Here is a 15,308-nt window from a genome sequence, read left to right as displayed (position 1 = left end):
CCTCAAAGGACTTTCTCGACGAACGCGCGGGTGCGGGGGTGACGGGGACGGTCGAGCACTTCGGCGGGCGGACCCTGTTCGACGACGCGGCCTTCGTCGAGGAACACGACGGTGTCGGCGACTTCGCGTGCGAACCCCAGCTCGTGGGTGACGACGATCATGGTCGTGCCCGCCTTCGCCAGGTCTCGGATGACTTCCAGGACTTCGCCGACCAGCTCGGGGTCGAGGGCCGACGTGGGTTCGTCGAAGAGCAGGACGCCGGGTTCGAGGGCCAGCGCCCGCGCGATCGCGACGCGCTGCTGCTGGCCGCCGGACAGCCGCCGCGGGTACTGGTCCGCCTTGTCCGAGAGGCCGACCCGGTCCAGCAGCTCGCGGGCCTTGGCCTCGGCTTCGGCGCGCGGACGGCGTTGCGCGGAGATCGGCGCCTCGACGACGTTCTCCAGCACGGTCAGGTGGCCGAACAGGTTGAAGTTCTGGAAGACGAACCCTATCTTGGTGCGCTGCTTGAGGATCTCGCGTTCCTTGAGCTCGTGCAGGCGGTCGCCGGCGCGGCGGTAGCCCATCAGCTCGCCGTCGACGCTGATGAACCCGCGGTCGGCGCGCTCGAGGTGGTTGATCAGCCGCAGCAGCGTCGACTTCCCGGACCCGGAGGGTCCCAAAAGGACGGTCACTTCCCCGTGGCGCACCTGGAGGTCGACGCCGTCGAGGACGGTCAGCGACCCGAAGCTCTTGTGGACTCCCCGGACGTCCACTGTGTACTCCGAGCTCATGCGCCACGCCCCAGCCGGCGCTCCACGTAGTACTGCGCGACCGACAGCACGGTGGTCAGCGCGAGGTACCACGCGGTGGCCACCAGCAGCAGCGGGATCACCCGGCCGCTGCGCGTGTAGATCACCTGGACCTGGTAGAAGAGCTCGGGCAGCGCCATCACGTACACCTGCGACGTCGCCTTGAGCAGGCCGATGATCTCGTTGGCCGCGGTCGGCACGATGGTGCGCAGCGCCTGGGGCAGCACGATCCGGCGGAACTGCCGCCCCGCCGGGATCCCCAGCGCCGCGGCGGCTTCGCGTTGCCCGGCGTCCACCGAGAGGAACCCGGCGCGCACGATCTCCGCGGCGTAGGCGCCCTGGTGCAGGGCGAGCCCGAGACCGGCGGCGAAGAACGGCGGGATCAGGCTCATCGTGCCGACCGAGACGAACGACGGCCCGAACGGGACGCCGAAGGAAATCTCGTTGTACAGGATCGCGAGGTTGTACCAGAACAGCAGCTGGAGAATGAGCGGGACCGACCGGAAGATCCACGTGTAGGTCCAGCTCACCGCGCGCAGCAGCGGATTCCGGGAAATGCGCATCAACGCGAGCACGGTGCCCAGCAGGAATCCCGCGACGACGCCGAACAACGTCAGTTCCAGGGTCAGCGCGACGGCTTCCAAGATCGATTTCTGGAAGACGAACTTCGCGAACGTCGGCCAGTCGAACGCCTTGTTCGTGACCAGCGCGTGGCCCGCCATCGCGACCAGGACGGCCACCACGACGGCCGCGACCCAGGTCAGCGGGTGCCGCGCCGGCACGATCTTCAGCGACTCCTCCGGAGCGGCGGCGGGCGCGGGCCGGGTCCCGAGGTCACTGGTCATCTCGCGCCCACCGCGGCGGGAAGGGCTTTCGAGAACGGCAGCCGGGTCGTCGGCACGGCGTCGACGTCGAAGTGCGGCGTGTAGCCGGTGACCAGGTAGAGGCCGCGGGCCTCGGGCTGGTTCGGGCCGGTGGTGAGGAAGATCCGGGAGTACCCCCGCAGCGCCGCCTCGGCCTCCAGCTCGGCGACGACCCGGCGGGCGAGCCCGCGGCCGCGGTGCGCACGGTGGGTCCAGATCCGCTTCAGCTCGGCGGTGTCCTCGTCGTAGCGCTGGAAAGCACCGCCGGCGACGGCGTGGCCGCCCGCGACGAGCAGCAGCAATCCGCCTTCCGGCGGCGCGAACCGGGCCGCCGGGTATTCGCGGAGTTCGAAGTGGACGTCGTTGAGGACGCGGTGGTAGCGCGTCGAATATTCGCGGGCCAGGTCGGCGAGCAATGGCCGGACCCGCGGATCAGACTGGGCGACCCAGACGGATTCGGGCATGGGGGTACCTGCTCCGGAAATGAGGGGAGAAAAGCGCAGGGCGCTTTCCGCTGACGCCGACGACTCTAGGAAGCCGGGCCGAGGCCGGTCAACGAGCCGTCGCCGGGTTCCAGATCCTGGACTTCTCCGCGTCCCAGTTCCTGGGCACCATTGCGCTCGGGTGCGCGGAGCGGTCCACTCGGCGCACCCGCTTCTCCGCCGGAAGGATCACCATGTCGGTCACCGACGAACTGCTGGCCAACAACGCCGAGTACGCCGCCGGGTTCAGCGGGCCGCTCCCGCTGCCGCCCGCCAAGCACGTCGCCGTGCTCGCCTGCATGGACGCGCGCATCAACGTCTACGGCGTGCTCGGCCTCAACGAAGGCGAGGCCCACGTGATCCGCAACGCCGGCGGCGTGGTCACCGAGGACGAGATCCGCTCGCTCGCCATCAGCCAGCGGCTGCTCGGCACCGAGGAGATCATCCTCATCCACCACACCGACTGCGGCATGCTGACCTTCACCGACGACGACTTCAAGCGGTCGATCCAGGAGGACGTCGGCGTCAAGCCCGCCTGGGCCGCCGAAGCCTTCAGCGACCTCGACGAGGACGTCCGGCAGTCGGTCGCGCGGATCAAGAACAGCCCGTTCATCCCGAGGAAGGATTCCGTGCGGGGCTTCGTCTTCGACGTCGCCACCGGGAAGCTGGCCGAAGTCGCATGAAGCTCACCGCCGACTGGGCCGCGGTGGGTGTCGCGGCCGTCCTCGTCCTGCTGGCGGCGATCGGCCTGCTGCCGGCGATCCCCTTCCTCGTCAAATGACCGCGGACACGGCCACCCGCCGCGGCGGGCCGGCGACGCTCCTGCGGTACGTCCCCGGCCTGCTGCTGCTCGCCGCGGTCGGCATCGTCGGCACGCTGGCGCAGAACGGCGTGCGCAGCCTCGGCAAGGCGACCGGCACCGCGCTGCCCGACGTCGAATACGTGCTGTGGGCGATCATCCTCGGGCTGCTCATCCGCAACACGATCGGCATCCCGGCGCCGTTCCGGCCGGGCGTGGCCACCTACGAGTTCTGGCTGAAGATCGGCATCGTGCTGCTCGGCGCCCGGTTCGTGCTGGGCGACCTGCTCAAGCTCGGCGGGCTGAGCCTCGGGCTGATCCTCATCGACATGGCGGTCGCCACGACGGTGATCCTCTTGGTGGGCAAGCTCTTCGGGCTCGGCGGGAAGCTGTCGTCGCTGCTGGCGATCGGCACGTCGATTTGCGGGGTCTCGGCGATCATCGCGGGCCGGGGCTCGATCGACGCCGACGACGAGGACTCCGGCTACGCCATCGCCGCGATCCTCGCGCTCGGCGCGGTCGCGTTGTTCACGTTCCCGCTCATCGGGCACGCGCTGAACCTGTCGGACACGCAGTTCGGGCTGTGGGCGGGCCTGGCCGTGGACAACACCGCGGAGACGACGGCGACGGGCGCGGCCTACTCGCCGCACGCGCAGGACGTCGCCGTCGCGGTGAAGAGCACGCGCAACGCCCTGATCGGCCTGGTCGTCCTCGGCTACGCGGCCTACTGGTCGGCCCGCGGCGGCAAGAGTGTCGCAAGTGGACCGAAGGAGCGCGCGGCCTTCGTGTGGCGCACGTTCCCGAAGTTCGTGCTCGGCTTCCTCGCCGTGTCGGCGCTGGCCACCGCGCACGTGTTCACGAAGGCGGAGGTGACGAGCCTCGGCAACCTGTCGAAGTGGGCGTTCCTGCTGTGCTTCGCCGGCGTGGGCCTGAACTTCGACCTGCGGCAGCTGGCCCGCAGCGGGTTCCGGCCGCTCGTCGTCGCGGCGCTCGGCCTGGTCGTGGTGGCGGCGTGTTCGCTCGGGCTCGTGCTGCTGACGTCCCAGTGGGTCACCTTCGGCTGACCGCGGCCGCCGCGGCCAGCGCGACCGCGAACACCGCGTAGGAGGCGAACAGCCCGCCGGCGGAGCTCAGCGCGCCGCCGGCGGCACGGCCGAGCAGCTGCCCGACGCACTCGGCGGTGATCACGGCGGTGGCCAGTTCCGTCGCGGTGAGCCCGCCCGGCCCGGCGGTGCTCGCCCGGACGTAGAGGGCGGGGTAGGCGAGCCCGACGCCGGCGCCGGCCACCGTCCACGCGGCGAGCACCACCGGGAACGGGCCGCCGATCGCGAGGACCGCCGCGCCCAGGGCGGTCAAGCTCAAGCCCGTCGCCGGGAAGTGCTTGCGGGTCACCAAGCTCGTCACGGCCCAGGCGAGCGGCGCGGCGCTGAGGACGATCGCCGCCTGGCCGAGGCTCTGCCCGTAGCCGGTCGTGAGCAGCACGGTGATCAGGCTGTCGGCGCCGAAGTAGCCGACCGCGAACAGCACCAGCGCGGCGAGCGCCGACGGCGTCCCGCGTCGCAAGCGTGCGGTGCCCTCGGGGAGGATCGCGATCATGCCGGCCCCGGCGACGACGGCGCCGGCGAGCGCGAGCGGCCACCACCCCTCGCTCAGCACGACACCCGCCGCGCCGAGGGGCACCAGCAGCGTCCGGCCGAGCGGCCGCGGCGACGTCTCCGGCTCGTCGCGGGCGGCCCGCACGACGAGCAACCGTCCGAAGAGGACGAACGGAACGGGCAGCAGCAGCGTCCAGCGCCAGCCGACGAGGTGCGCGAGGCCGAGCGTCGCGGCCGGCCCGGCGAGCGCGGGCAGGATCCACATGGCCGACGACGCGGCGACGACCTTGACGCGCAACCGGTCGTCGAGGTGGCGGATCGCGGAGCTGACGCCGAACACCGCGAGCAGGCCACTGGCGAGCCCGGTGGAGAGCTGGCCCAGCGCGAAGGTGACGGCGTTGCGCGCGGTGGCGGAGGCGGCGATCCCGCCGAGGTAGGCGACCATCCCGGCGGCGAGAGTGCCGCGCGTGCCGAGCTTGGCCAGCACCCGGCTCGCGAGCGGCAGGGCGACGAACAACCCGAGGGTCGAGCCGGCGATGAGCAGCCCGAGCCGGTCCCCGGCGCGCAGATCACGGGCGACGAGGGGCAAGAGGGTGGAGGCGACGAAGCTGCTGACGGCGGCGGCGAACTCGAGCGCGACGATCCCGGCGGCCAGGGGCAGCGACCGGGTCCGCGTCACGTGTAGAGGTCGCGCTCGTAGGCGTTGATCTGGACGGGGACGCCGTCTGGGTCATCTATTCGGAGCGACCGGCCGAAGCCTTCGTCGATCACGGGTCCTGGTTCGTAGCCGGCGTTCTGCAGGCGTTCTTGGACGTCTTCGAGGGGTTCGTCGGTCTCGAAGGCGAGTTCGCACCGGCCGGGACGGTCTCCTTTGTGGACGGCGAGGGTGCCACCGTCGGCGGGGAGTTCGACCCAGCCGCCGGGCCTGGATGTGGGGCCGGTTTCGAGGCCGAGGGTGGTGTAGAAGCGCTGGAGGGCTTCGACGTCCGAGGTGTAGCGGATGGGCAGCACTCGCATCACGGGCGTTCCTCGCTTTGCCGCAGGTGATCCTCGAGAACACGTTCGACGAAGGCCGAGAGGGACTCATCGGCATCGACGGAGGCGTGTTTGACCCGCCGGATGAGGTCGGCCGGCAGGTAGACGCTGAATTGCCGCTTCGCTTCGGAGGGCATGTTCACATGCTAGCAAATGAACAAGCCTGCACGACAGACCCGCTGTAACGCGGCTCCGCTGCTCGCGACCCAGGGGTGTGCCCATGACCGACGTCGACGCCCTCCCCACCCCGGACTGGCTCGCCCCCACCCAGCCCCGGCCCACCGCGGTCGGCGAACCCCGCATCCCGATCCGGCAGGACTGGTGGTACCGCGCGATCACCAGCCGGAAGCTGCCGGGTACGCCACCGGCGGTCCCGGCGCTGTCCCGCGCCGACGTGTGGGCCCCGGGCGCGGACGTGTTCACCCTGCTGTGGCGGACGCTGGCGTGGGGATCCGGCCGGTACCTGCGTCAGAACAGCCGCCGGCTCGACAGCATCAAGGCGGACCCGCACCGCGTCGAGAAAACCCTCACCGAGGCGGCGACCTGGGCCGGCCGCGATCCGGGTCGCGCGTTCGCCGCGTTCCGGCCGGACCGGCGCAACCGGATCCCCGGGCTCGGCCCGTCGTTCTTCACGAAGTTCCTCTACTTCGCCGGCGGCGGAGCCCCGGACCACCCGAGCCTCATCCTCGACCGCGTGGTCGCGACCGCCCTGCGCGACCGGTGCGGCTGGATGTCGTTGCACCGCACCGGCCCGTGGCCGCCGGAAACCTACGAGCGCTACTGCACGCTGCTCGCCCGCTGGGCGAAGGACCTCGGCTGCGCACCGGACGAAGTGGAACTCGCCCTCTTCACCCGTTGACCGTCAGTTCGGTGCCTGCGCCGTACTAGCCCGCGGCATCAAAACCGGCGCCGGGACCCGTCGATGCTCCGCCGTCCCCACCGCGAGCACCTCGTTCAACGTCTCGATCGCCAGCACCCCGTGCTGCGTGATGTGCCGGTCCACCGCCGTCACCGCCGGGCGGACCAGCCGGCACAACGCCGAGTCGTCCCACGACAGCACCGACAGCTGCTCCGGGACCGATATCCCCATCTCCTGGGCCGCCGCCATCGCCGCCAGGGCCATCACGTCGTTGTCGAAGATGATCGCCGTTGCCCGGTTCCTCTCCGACAGCAGCCGGCGGGTCTCCCGGGCTCCGCTCTCGCCCGAGTAGTCGCCGTACAGCGTCTTCGACCACTCCAGCTGGTGCGTCTCCGCCGCCCGGGCGAAAGCCTCGTTGCGCCGCAGTGTGTGGGAGAACTGGGCCGGGCCCGCCACCCGGGCGATGCGGCGGTGGCCGAGCGCCGCCAGGTAGCCGACCACCTCGGCCATCGGGCCCTCGTCGTCGCTCCACACGCACGGGACCTCCGCCGACTGCGGGTGGCCCAGCGCCACCGCCGGGAGGCCGATCTCCGCCAGCAGCCCCGCGCGGCTGTCGTTCTCGTGCAGGTCGACGACGATCACCCCGTCCACCCGGCGCTCGGCCCACCAGCGGCGGTACGTCTCGATCTCCGCGTCACGGTCATCGGTCACCGCGAGCATCAGCGCCGTCGACGGGTCCGCGCGCAGCGCCGCCTCGATGCCCGACACCAGCTGCATGAAGAACGGCTCGATCCCCAGCACCTGGGCCGGCCGGTCGACGATCAGGCCGATCGCCCCCGACCGCGACCGCGTCAACGCCCGCGCCGCCGTGCTCGGCCGCCAGCCCATGCTGTCCGCGATCCGCAGCACCCGCTCCCGCGTCGCCGCGGACACGCCGGGCTTGCCGTTGAGCGCGTAGGACACCGCGCCCGTCGAGACGCCGGCCGCGTCCGCGATGTCCGCGATGGTCAGCCGCTTCATCGCCCTCCCTCACTCAACCGCTTCACCCCGCACGCAGGCTACTGCAGCGCATTGACACGCCGTGAGCGAGGTTACATGATGTGAAGCGCTTAACCCAGGTTCACCACCTGAGGAAGCGAACTCCTCGCCACCGACACCGTAGAAACAGTCGCCAGCAACTTAACCGTTTAAGCACGGGAGTCCCCCATGGCCGGAAGGCACCGCCGCCTGCTCGTCCCCGCCGTCGCCGTCGCGCTCGCGCTGACTTCGTGCTCGAGCGGCGGGAGCGCCGCGGAGGGCACGATCATCACCGCCAACACGGGCGCCTCGGGCGCGTTCGTCCGCAACTTCAACCCGTTCCTGCCCAACCAGGCCCAGGCGGGCTACGGCGGCACGATCTACGAGTCGCTGCTCTTCTTCGACATGGCCGACCGCCGCCCACCGGTCCCCCAGCTGGCCACCAAAGCGGCCTTCTCCCCCGACGGCAAGACCCTCACCGTCACCACCAGAGACGGCGTGAAGTGGCACGACGGCAAGCCCTTCACCGCCCAGGACGTCGCGTTCACCTTCGACGCCATGATCAAGCACCCCGAGCTGAACACGAACGGCCTGACGCTGGCCGCCGCCACCGCGTCCGACGACCACACCGCGAAGATCACCTTCGCCCAGCCCGCGTTCAACCAGCTGTGGGGCGCCGCCGGCCGGACGCTGATCGTGCCGAAGCACATCTGGGAGAAGATCGCGGACCCGGCCACCGAGCTGAACCCGGACCCGGTCGGCACCGGCCCGTTCACCCTGGACTCGTTCTCGCCGCAGACGTTCCTGCTCAAGAAGAACCCGAACTACTGGGAGCCGGGCAAACCCGCCATCGACGGCATGCGCTTCATCTCCTTCAGCGACAACACGAGCGCGAACCAGTCGCTGCTGGCCGGCAAGATCGACTGGGGCAACACGTTCATCCCCGACCCCGCGAAGAACTGGGTCGCCAAGGACCCGAAGACGCACCTCATCCCGTCGGCCGGCATCTACCAGACCAGCCTCGTGCCCAACCTGACGAGCTGGCCGACCGACGACCTCGCCGTCCGCCAGGCGATGAACCTGGCGCTGGACCGCAAGCGCATCGTCGACACCGTCTACTTCGGAGTGGCGAAGGTGCCCAGCCCCGAACTGCTGCAGACGCCGCGCGACGACGGGTTCCGCACCACCGGCCCGGTCGCCCACGACCCCGCGGCCGCGCGCGCCACGTTGGAGAAGGCCGGCTACACCCGCGGCGCCGACGGCGTCTACGTCGACAAGACCGGCCGCCGCCTGGAAGTCTCGATCAAAGTCGTCACCGGCTACACCGACTACATCCAGGCACTGCAGCTGATGCAGCAGCAGTTCGCCGAGGCCGGGATCGCGCTGACCGTCCAGCAGATCTCCAGCGCCCAGTTCAACTCCGACCGTTCGACCGGCACCTTCCAGCTCCTCATCGACGGCCTCGGCGGCAAGCCCGACCCCTACCAGCTCTACAACCAGGTGCTGGCCACCGCGACCACCGCCCCGGTCGGGCAGAAAGCGGTTTCGAACTGGTCGCGCTTCTCCGACCCGCAGGTCGACGCCGCGCTCGCCGCGATGGCCGGTACCGACGACCAGGCCGTGCTCAAGCAGCGCACCCAGGAGATCGGGCACGTCCTGCTCGCCAAGCTGCCGTACGTGCCGATCTTCCAGAACAGTCCCAACGCGACGTTCCTGGCCACGAAGGTCACCGGCTGGCCGACCGACGACAACCTCTACGCACTGTCGCGTTCGGACATCTTCCCCGACACGGGGTTCGTCGCCAAGAACCTGAAGCCGGTCGAGTGATGCGGTTCCTCGGGAAGAAACTTCTCTTCTACGCGGTCGCGTTGTTCGCCGCGCTGTCGCTGAACTTCGTCATCCCCCGGCTCGCGCCGGGCGACCCGGTGGACGCCGTGCTGGCCCGCCAGTCGTCGATGGCGCCGGTCTCCCCGGAGGCCCGGCACTCCCTCGAGCTGCTGCTGGGCGTGGGCGACCGGCCGTTGTGGCAGCAGTACTTCGCCTACCTCGGGCAGGTCTTCACCGGCGACCTCGGCCGCTCGGTGACGTTCTTCCCGGCCCCGGTCGGCGACATCATCGACCAGGCCCTGCCGTGGACGCTGGGGCTGGTCGGGGTGGCCACGGTCGTGTCGTTCACGCTCGGCATCTCGCTCGGCGCGCTGGCCGGGTGGTTCCGCCGCGGCGTCGTCGACTCGCTCGTCGCCGGCTCGACGATGCTGGCCGCCATCCCGTACTTCTGGCTCGCGCTGGCCGCGGTGTACTTCCTGGCTTCAGGGCTCGGCTGGTTCCCGCTCGGCCTCGGTTACGACGTCGAGGTGGAACCCGGCTGGTCGGGCGAGTTCGTCGGCAACGTCGTCTACCACGCGCTGCTGCCGGCGATCACCATCGTGGTCAGCTCGCTGGCGGGATGGCTCTTGGGGATGCGCAACATGATGGTCTCGACGCTCGCCGAGGACTACGTCGTCACGGCGCAGGCGAAGGGCCTGAGCCTGCGCCGGGTCATGGTGACCTACGCCGCGCGCAACGCCGTGCTGCCCAGCGTGTCCGGGGTCGCGGTGTCGCTCGGGTTCGTCGTCGGCGGCGCGATCGTCACCGAGGCCGTGTTCTCCTACCCCGGCATCGGGTTCACGCTGCTGCAAGCCGTGCGCAACAGCGACTACCCGCTGATGCAGGGCATCTTCCTCATCATCACCCTGGCGGTGCTGGGCGCGAACCTGCTGGTCGACCTGCTGTACGCGGTCATCGACCCGCGCGTGCGCACGACGGCGAAGGCGGGTGCCCGATGACCCAGGCCGTCATCACGCCCGTCCGGGCCACCGCGGGTGTCGCCGCGGTGGTGCGGCGGCCGAAGTTCCTGCTCGGCGCCGGGATCGTGGCGTTGTACGCCGCCGTCGCGGTCGTCGGGCCGCTGCTGGTCGGCGACCCGCACGCGGCCGGCGCGGACCTCCTTTCCCCGCCATCCGCGCGGCACCTGCTGGGCACCACCAACAACGGGCAGGACGTGTTCGCCCAGCTGATCGTCGGGTTCCGGTCGTCGCTGCTGGTCGGGTTGCTCGCCGGCGTCGTCACGATGCTGCTGGCCGCGCTGGTCGGGGTCGTCGGCGGGTACGCCGGCGGCTGGGCCGACGAGGTGCTCAACCTGGTCGGCAACGTCTTCCTGGTCATCCCGGCGCTGCCGCTGATCGTGGTCGCCGCGAGCTACCTGCACTCCAGCGGGATCGTGGTGATCGCGCTGCTGATCGCGGTCACCAGCTGGGCCGCCTCGGCCCGGGTCCTGCGTGCCCAGACGGCGTCGCTCGCCCACCGCGACTACGTGGACGCGGTCCGCGCGTCCGGCGAACGCGCGTGGCGGATCATCGTCGTCGAGATCCTGCCGAACCTCTACCCGATCCTGCTTTCCCAGTTCGTGTTCGCCATGATCGGCGCGATCCTCGGCGAGGCCGGCCTGTCGTTCCTCGGGCTCGGCGACCTCGACTCCGTCACCTGGGGCACCATGCTGTTCTTCGCCCAGAACGGCGAAGCGCTGTCGCAGGGCGCCTGGTGGTGGTTCCTGCCGCCCGGGCTGTGCATCGCCGTGCTCGGCGCGGCACTGACCCTGCTCAACATCGGGGTCGACGAACTGATCAACCCGCGGCTGCGCGTCCGCGGCACCCAGGGGGACATCCGATGACCCCGGTGCTGCGGATCAGGAACCTGCACGTCGACTACGAAACCCCGGCCGGGCCGGTGCACGCCGTGCGCGGTGTCGACCTGGACGTGCACCGCGGCGAACTCCTCGGCATCGTCGGGGAAAGCGGCTGCGGCAAGACCACCCTGGCGTACGCGATCACGCGGCTGCTGCGCGCACCCGCGCACCTCGTCGACGGCTCGGTCACCTTCCAGAGGGACGGCGACGCCATCGACGTGACCGGCCTGACCGGGCGCGCGCTGCGGCGGTTCCGCTGGGACCGGATGTCCATGGTGTTCCAAGGCGCGATGAACGCCCTCAACCCGGTCCAGCGGGTCGCCGCGCAGCTGCACGACGTCTTCCACGCGCACCGGCCGGAGCTGACCAAAGCCGCGCGCCGGGCCCGGGTCGGGGAACTGCTGGAGCTGGTCGGGCTGCCCGAACGCGCCGCGCGGTCGTACCCGCACCAGCTCTCCGGCGGCATGCGCCAGCGGGTCGTGATCGCGATGGCCCTCGCCCTCGAACCGGACGTCGTGGTGATGGACGAACCCACCACCGCCCTCGACGTCCTCGTGCAGCGGGAAATCCTCGACGCGATCTCGCAGCTGCGGGAGCGGCTCGGGTTCGCGGTCGTCTTCATCACCCACGACCTGTCGCTGCTGCTGGAGATCAGCGACCGGATCGCGGTGATGTACGCCGGGCGCGTCGTCGAACTCGCCGACGGCAAGCGCGTGCGCGAAGAGCCCCGGCACCCCTACACCGCGGGCTTGCTGAACGCGTTCCCCACCTTGCGGTCCGAGCGCCGGGACCGGCACGGCATCCCCGGCCACCCGCCCGACCTCTCGCTGCCGCTCGCCGGGTGCGCGTTCGCCGACCGCTGCGAGCTGGTGCTCCCGGAGTGCACGACCACGGACGTCCGGCTGCGGCCCGTCGACGGCACGGACGTCGCCTGCCTGCGCGCGGAGGAGACGCGATGACCGAACTCGGTGCCCACGACCTCGTCCGGGTGTTCCCCGGCGGGCTGCGCGCGGTGGACGGCGTGAGCTTCACCGTCACCTCCGGGCAGACGGTGGCCCTGGTCGGCGCGAGCGGCAGCGGGAAGTCCACGGTGGCCCGCATGCTGTGCGGGCTCGACCGGCCCACCAGCGGCACCATCACGGTCGACGGGGAACCGCGCCGGCCCGGCTACCGCGCCCTGCGCGCGTACCGCGCGGACGTCCAGATGGTGTTCCAGGACCCGTTCGCCTCCCTCAACCCCGTCAAGCCGGTGCACCACCAGCTGGCGCGGCCGCTGCGGATCCACGGCCTGCCCGGCGACCGGCGGGCCGTGCTCGACCTGCTCGACCGCGTCCACCTCCGGCCGGCCGACCAGTTCGCGGCGAAGCTCCCCCACGAGCTGTCCGGCGGGCAACGCCAGCGCGTCGCCATCGCCCGGGCGCTGGCGCCCCGGCCGAAGGTGCTGCTGGCCGACGAACCGGTGTCCATGTTGGACGTCTCGGTCCGCCTCGACATCCTCAACCTGCTCGAAGAACTGAAGCGGGACAACGATCTCGCCGTCCTGTACATCACCCACGACCTCGCCACCGCGCGGCACTTCTCCTCGACGGTCCTGGTGCTCAACGACGGCCGGATCGTCGAAAGCGGCGATGCCGACGACGTCATCCTGCGCCCCTCGCACGACTACACCCGCAAGCTCGCCGCCGCCGCGCCCGACCCCTGGCGCTGAGCGGCCGACCACCGAAAGGACTGCCCGTGCGGATCGACCTCGGCGCCCACGACTGGACGCTGCGCGCCTGCGGCCCCCTCACCCACGTGCCGATCGAGCTGGCCCGGCGGCTGGCCGAAGGAATCCCGGCCACCGTGCCCGGCACCGTGCACACCGACCTGCTCGCGGCCGGGCTCATCCCCGACCCCTACCTCGACCGCAACGAAAACGACCTCCAGTGGATCGGCCTGACCGGCTGGCGCTACGAGACGACGTTCGACCGCCCCGCGGCCCCCGGGGCCGTCGAGCTGGTCTTCGACGGCCTCGACACGATCGCCGAGGTCGAGCTGAACCACCGCGTGGTCGCGAACACCCGGAACATGCACCGCTCGTACCGGGTGCCGGTGACCGACCTGCTCGCCGGCGGCAACACCCTCGCGATCACGTTCGGCTCGGCGGTCCGGTACGCCCGCGCCGAGCGCAACCGGCTCGGCGACCTGCCCAACCTGGGCAACGACGAGCCCGCCAACTTCCTCCGCAAGATGGCCTGCAACTTCGGCTGGGACTGGGGCCCGAAGCTGGTCACCGCGGGCATCTGGAAACCGGCGGCGATCGAGGTGCACGACACCGGCCGGCTCGGCCGGGTCCGGCCCTTGGTGACGCTGACGGAGTCCGGCGACGGCCGGGTCGAGCTCCACACCGAAGCCGGCGGTGACCTCGTGGTACGCGCCCGCGTCGGCGATGCCGACGCCTCGGGACCCGCCGGGGAGCCGCTGATCGTGACCGTCTCTCAGCCACGGCTCTGGTGGCCGCACAGCATGGGCGCGCAACCGTTGTACCCGCTCGTCGTCACGCTCGAGACCGCGGACGGTTCCACTGTGGACACCTGGTCGCGTGAGATCGGCTTCCGCACCATCGACCTGGACACCGAGGGCGGCGCGTTCACCTTCCGCGTCAACGGCGTCCCGTTGTTCGTCCGCGGTGCCAACTGGATCCCGGACGACTGCTTCCCGCACCGGGTCGACGCGGCCCGGTACGACCGGCGGGTCCGCCAGGCCGTCGACGCCCGGGTCGACCTGCTGCGCGTGTGGGGCGGCGGCATCTACGAAAGCGACGGCTTCTACGCCGCCTGCGACCGGCGCGGAGTCCTGGTGTGGCAGGACTTCCTGTTCGCCTGCGCCGGGTACCCCGAGGAAGAACCGCTGCGCGGGGAGATCGAAGCCGAGGCGCGGGAGGCGGTCGTCCGGCTCGCGCCGCACCCGTCACTGGCCTTGTGGTGCGGCAACAACGAGAACTACCTGGGCTGGTTCCACTGGGGGTGGCGCGAGCAGCTCGACGGCCGCGCCTGGGGCGCCGGCTACTACGAGGACCTGCTGCCGTCGATCGTCGCCGCGCTCGACCCGACCCGGCCGTACGTCCCGGGCAGCCCGTGGTCCGGCTCCCCCGACCGCGACTCGCTGGACGACGACCACGGCTGCGTGCACATCTGGGACGTCTGGAACGAGCGGGACTACAGCGCCTACCTCGAGCGCGCCCCCCGGTTCGTGTCGGAGTTCGGGTGGCAGGCACCACCGGCGTGGGCGACACTCACGGCGGCCGTCCACGACAAGCCGTTGACGCCGGAGTCGCCGGGCGTCCTGCACCACCAGAAAGCTCAGGACGGCAACGGGAAGCTCGCACGCGGGCTCGCGCACCACTTCCCCGCCCCGGAGTCTACCGAGGACTGGCACTACCACACGCAGGTCACCCAGGCCCGGGCCATCCGCACCGGGATCGAGCACTTCCGCGGCCACCGGCCGCGCTGCATGGGCACGATCGTCTGGCAGCTCAACGACTGCTGGCCGGTCACGTCCTGGAGCGCGATCGACGGCGCCGAGCGGCGCAAACCGCTGTGGTACGCGCTGCGTGACGCCTACGCCGACCGGCTCGTCACGATTCAAGAGCGTCCCGGGGGCCTGGTCGCGGTCCTGGTCAACGACTCGGCGACCGAGTGGGAGACCACTTTGGAGGTCCGCCGGATGACCGTGGACGGTGAGATCCTCGCCAAGACCGGCACCCCGCTGCGGGTGGCCGCACGCAGCGCCGTGACCGTCCCCGCCGGTGACGTTGGGGTGGCCGGCGACCCGGCGCGCGAACTGCTGGTCGCCGACGCCGGCGACACGCGGGCGATCCGGTTCCTGGCCGCCGACCTGGACATCGCCCTTCCGGAGCCGTCGTTCGGGACCGAAGTCGCCCGGACGAACACGGGGTACGCGATCACGGTCACGGCCCGGACGCTGGTGCGGGAACTGGCGGTGTTCCCCGACCGGCTGGCCCCGGACGCCGAGGCCGACCAGTGCCTGCTGACGCTGTTGCCCGGCGAGAAGGCGACGATCCGGGTGACCACGCGGTACACAGTGGACACCGACCAGCTGACGACCCGGCCGGTGGTCCGCTGCGTCGGCGACTGACGGACGCGG

At 71.1% G+C, this 15,308-nt stretch carries 16 protein-coding genes; 9 read left to right on the top strand and 7 right to left on the bottom strand.

From position 1 onward, the window contains the following. Positions 1 to 2: 2 nt before the first annotated feature. From ACIQWX_RS16490 to ACIQWX_RS16480, 3 genes are read right to left on the bottom strand one after another with little or no spacing between them, the layout of a single operon-like run. Positions 3 to 770, bottom strand: a complete 768-nt coding sequence (locus ACIQWX_RS16490; RefSeq protein ID WP_400870916.1) for an amino acid ABC transporter ATP-binding protein — start codon at positions 768 to 770, stop codon at positions 3 to 5. Next, the gene (locus tag ACIQWX_RS16485) at positions 767 to 1,633 is read right to left on the bottom strand and encodes an amino acid ABC transporter permease (RefSeq protein ID WP_400870913.1); all 867 of its coding nucleotides are present in this window, start codon (positions 1,631 to 1,633) and stop codon (positions 767 to 769) included. Before ACIQWX_RS16485 ends, ACIQWX_RS16490 begins: the two co-directional genes overlap by 4 nt. Continuing rightward, complete coding sequence (locus ACIQWX_RS16480) at positions 1,630 to 2,115, bottom strand: GNAT family N-acetyltransferase (protein WP_400870910.1); 486 nt, start codon at positions 2,113 to 2,115, stop codon at positions 1,630 to 1,632. Before ACIQWX_RS16480 ends, ACIQWX_RS16485 begins: the two co-directional genes overlap by 4 nt. 212 nt (positions 2,116 to 2,327) lie before the next feature. On the opposite strand from ACIQWX_RS16480, the gene ACIQWX_RS16475 reads away from it, so the two are divergent. Then, entirely contained in the window at positions 2,328 to 2,816 is a 489-nt protein-coding gene (locus ACIQWX_RS16475; RefSeq protein ID WP_400870907.1) for a beta-class carbonic anhydrase, read from the top strand. A gap of 94 nt (positions 2,817 to 2,910) precedes the next feature. After that, positions 2,911 to 3,996, top strand: coding sequence for a YeiH family protein (locus tag ACIQWX_RS16470; protein ID WP_400870904.1), 1,086 nt, complete (start codon positions 2,911 to 2,913; stop codon positions 3,994 to 3,996). Here the strand turns inward: ACIQWX_RS16470 and ACIQWX_RS16465 are convergent. Genes ACIQWX_RS16465 through ACIQWX_RS16455 form a run of 3 tightly spaced genes read right to left on the bottom strand, consistent with a single transcriptional unit; the run spans position 3,983 to position 5,699 of the window. Continuing rightward, positions 3,983 to 5,206: an MFS transporter gene (locus ACIQWX_RS16465; protein ID WP_400870902.1), complete on the bottom strand. Its 1,224-nt coding sequence runs from the start codon at positions 5,204 to 5,206 to the stop codon at positions 3,983 to 3,985. The two genes, ACIQWX_RS16470 and ACIQWX_RS16465, sit on opposite strands and share 14 nt — an antisense overlap. Then, on the bottom strand, positions 5,203 to 5,544 hold the full coding sequence (locus ACIQWX_RS16460; RefSeq protein WP_400870899.1) for a VOC family protein: 342 nt from the start codon (positions 5,542 to 5,544) through the stop codon (positions 5,203 to 5,205). Before ACIQWX_RS16460 ends, ACIQWX_RS16465 begins: the two co-directional genes overlap by 4 nt. Then, complete coding sequence (locus ACIQWX_RS16455; RefSeq protein WP_400870896.1) at positions 5,544 to 5,699, bottom strand: CopG family transcriptional regulator; 156 nt, start codon at positions 5,697 to 5,699, stop codon at positions 5,544 to 5,546. The genes ACIQWX_RS16460 and ACIQWX_RS16455 overlap by 1 nt, the downstream gene beginning before the upstream one ends. Before the next feature lie 83 nt (positions 5,700 to 5,782). Between ACIQWX_RS16455 and ACIQWX_RS16450 the strand changes: the two genes are divergently transcribed. Beyond that, complete coding sequence (locus tag ACIQWX_RS16450; RefSeq protein ID WP_400870893.1) at positions 5,783 to 6,421, top strand: hypothetical protein; 639 nt, start codon at positions 5,783 to 5,785, stop codon at positions 6,419 to 6,421. 3 nt (positions 6,422 to 6,424) lie between these two features. Here the strand turns inward: ACIQWX_RS16450 and ACIQWX_RS16445 are convergent, their stop codons facing one another. After that, positions 6,425 to 7,441: a LacI family DNA-binding transcriptional regulator gene (locus tag ACIQWX_RS16445; RefSeq protein ID WP_400870890.1), complete on the bottom strand. Its 1,017-nt coding sequence runs from the start codon at positions 7,439 to 7,441 to the stop codon at positions 6,425 to 6,427. A 186-nt stretch (positions 7,442 to 7,627) separates the two neighbouring features. On the opposite strand from ACIQWX_RS16445, the gene ACIQWX_RS16440 reads away from it, so the two are divergent. From ACIQWX_RS16440 to ACIQWX_RS16415, 6 genes are read left to right on the top strand one after another with little or no spacing between them, the layout of a single operon-like run. Next, complete coding sequence (locus ACIQWX_RS16440; protein ID WP_400870887.1) at positions 7,628 to 9,265, top strand: ABC transporter substrate-binding protein; 1,638 nt, start codon at positions 7,628 to 7,630, stop codon at positions 9,263 to 9,265. Beyond that, positions 9,265 to 10,263, top strand: coding sequence for an ABC transporter permease (locus ACIQWX_RS16435; RefSeq protein WP_400870884.1), 999 nt, complete (start codon positions 9,265 to 9,267; stop codon positions 10,261 to 10,263). Before ACIQWX_RS16440 ends, ACIQWX_RS16435 begins: the two co-directional genes overlap by 1 nt. Further along, positions 10,260 to 11,147 (top strand): ABC transporter permease, encoded by an 888-nt coding sequence (locus tag ACIQWX_RS16430; protein WP_400870881.1) that lies wholly within the window; start codon positions 10,260 to 10,262, stop codon positions 11,145 to 11,147. The genes ACIQWX_RS16435 and ACIQWX_RS16430 overlap by 4 nt, the downstream gene beginning before the upstream one ends. Continuing rightward, complete coding sequence (locus ACIQWX_RS16425; RefSeq protein WP_400870879.1) at positions 11,144 to 12,121, top strand: ABC transporter ATP-binding protein; 978 nt, start codon at positions 11,144 to 11,146, stop codon at positions 12,119 to 12,121. The genes ACIQWX_RS16430 and ACIQWX_RS16425 overlap by 4 nt, the downstream gene beginning before the upstream one ends. Continuing rightward, a complete protein-coding gene (locus ACIQWX_RS16420; protein WP_400870876.1) occupies positions 12,118 to 12,870 on the top strand; it encodes an ABC transporter ATP-binding protein in 753 nt (250 codons plus the stop codon). The genes ACIQWX_RS16425 and ACIQWX_RS16420 overlap by 4 nt, the downstream gene beginning before the upstream one ends. 26 nt (positions 12,871 to 12,896) lie before the next feature. Next, entirely contained in the window at positions 12,897 to 15,299 is a 2,403-nt protein-coding gene (locus tag ACIQWX_RS16415) for a glycosyl hydrolase 2 galactose-binding domain-containing protein (RefSeq protein WP_400870873.1), read from the top strand. Positions 15,300 to 15,308: the final 9 nt, after the last annotated feature.

The sequence above is a fragment of the Amycolatopsis sp. NPDC098790 genome, from assembly GCF_044759945.1.
Lineage (GTDB): Bacteria > Actinomycetota > Actinomycetes > Mycobacteriales > Pseudonocardiaceae > Amycolatopsis.
Note: the sequence above shows the minus strand (reverse complement) of the source record. Positions and strands in the feature narration are given on the sequence as shown.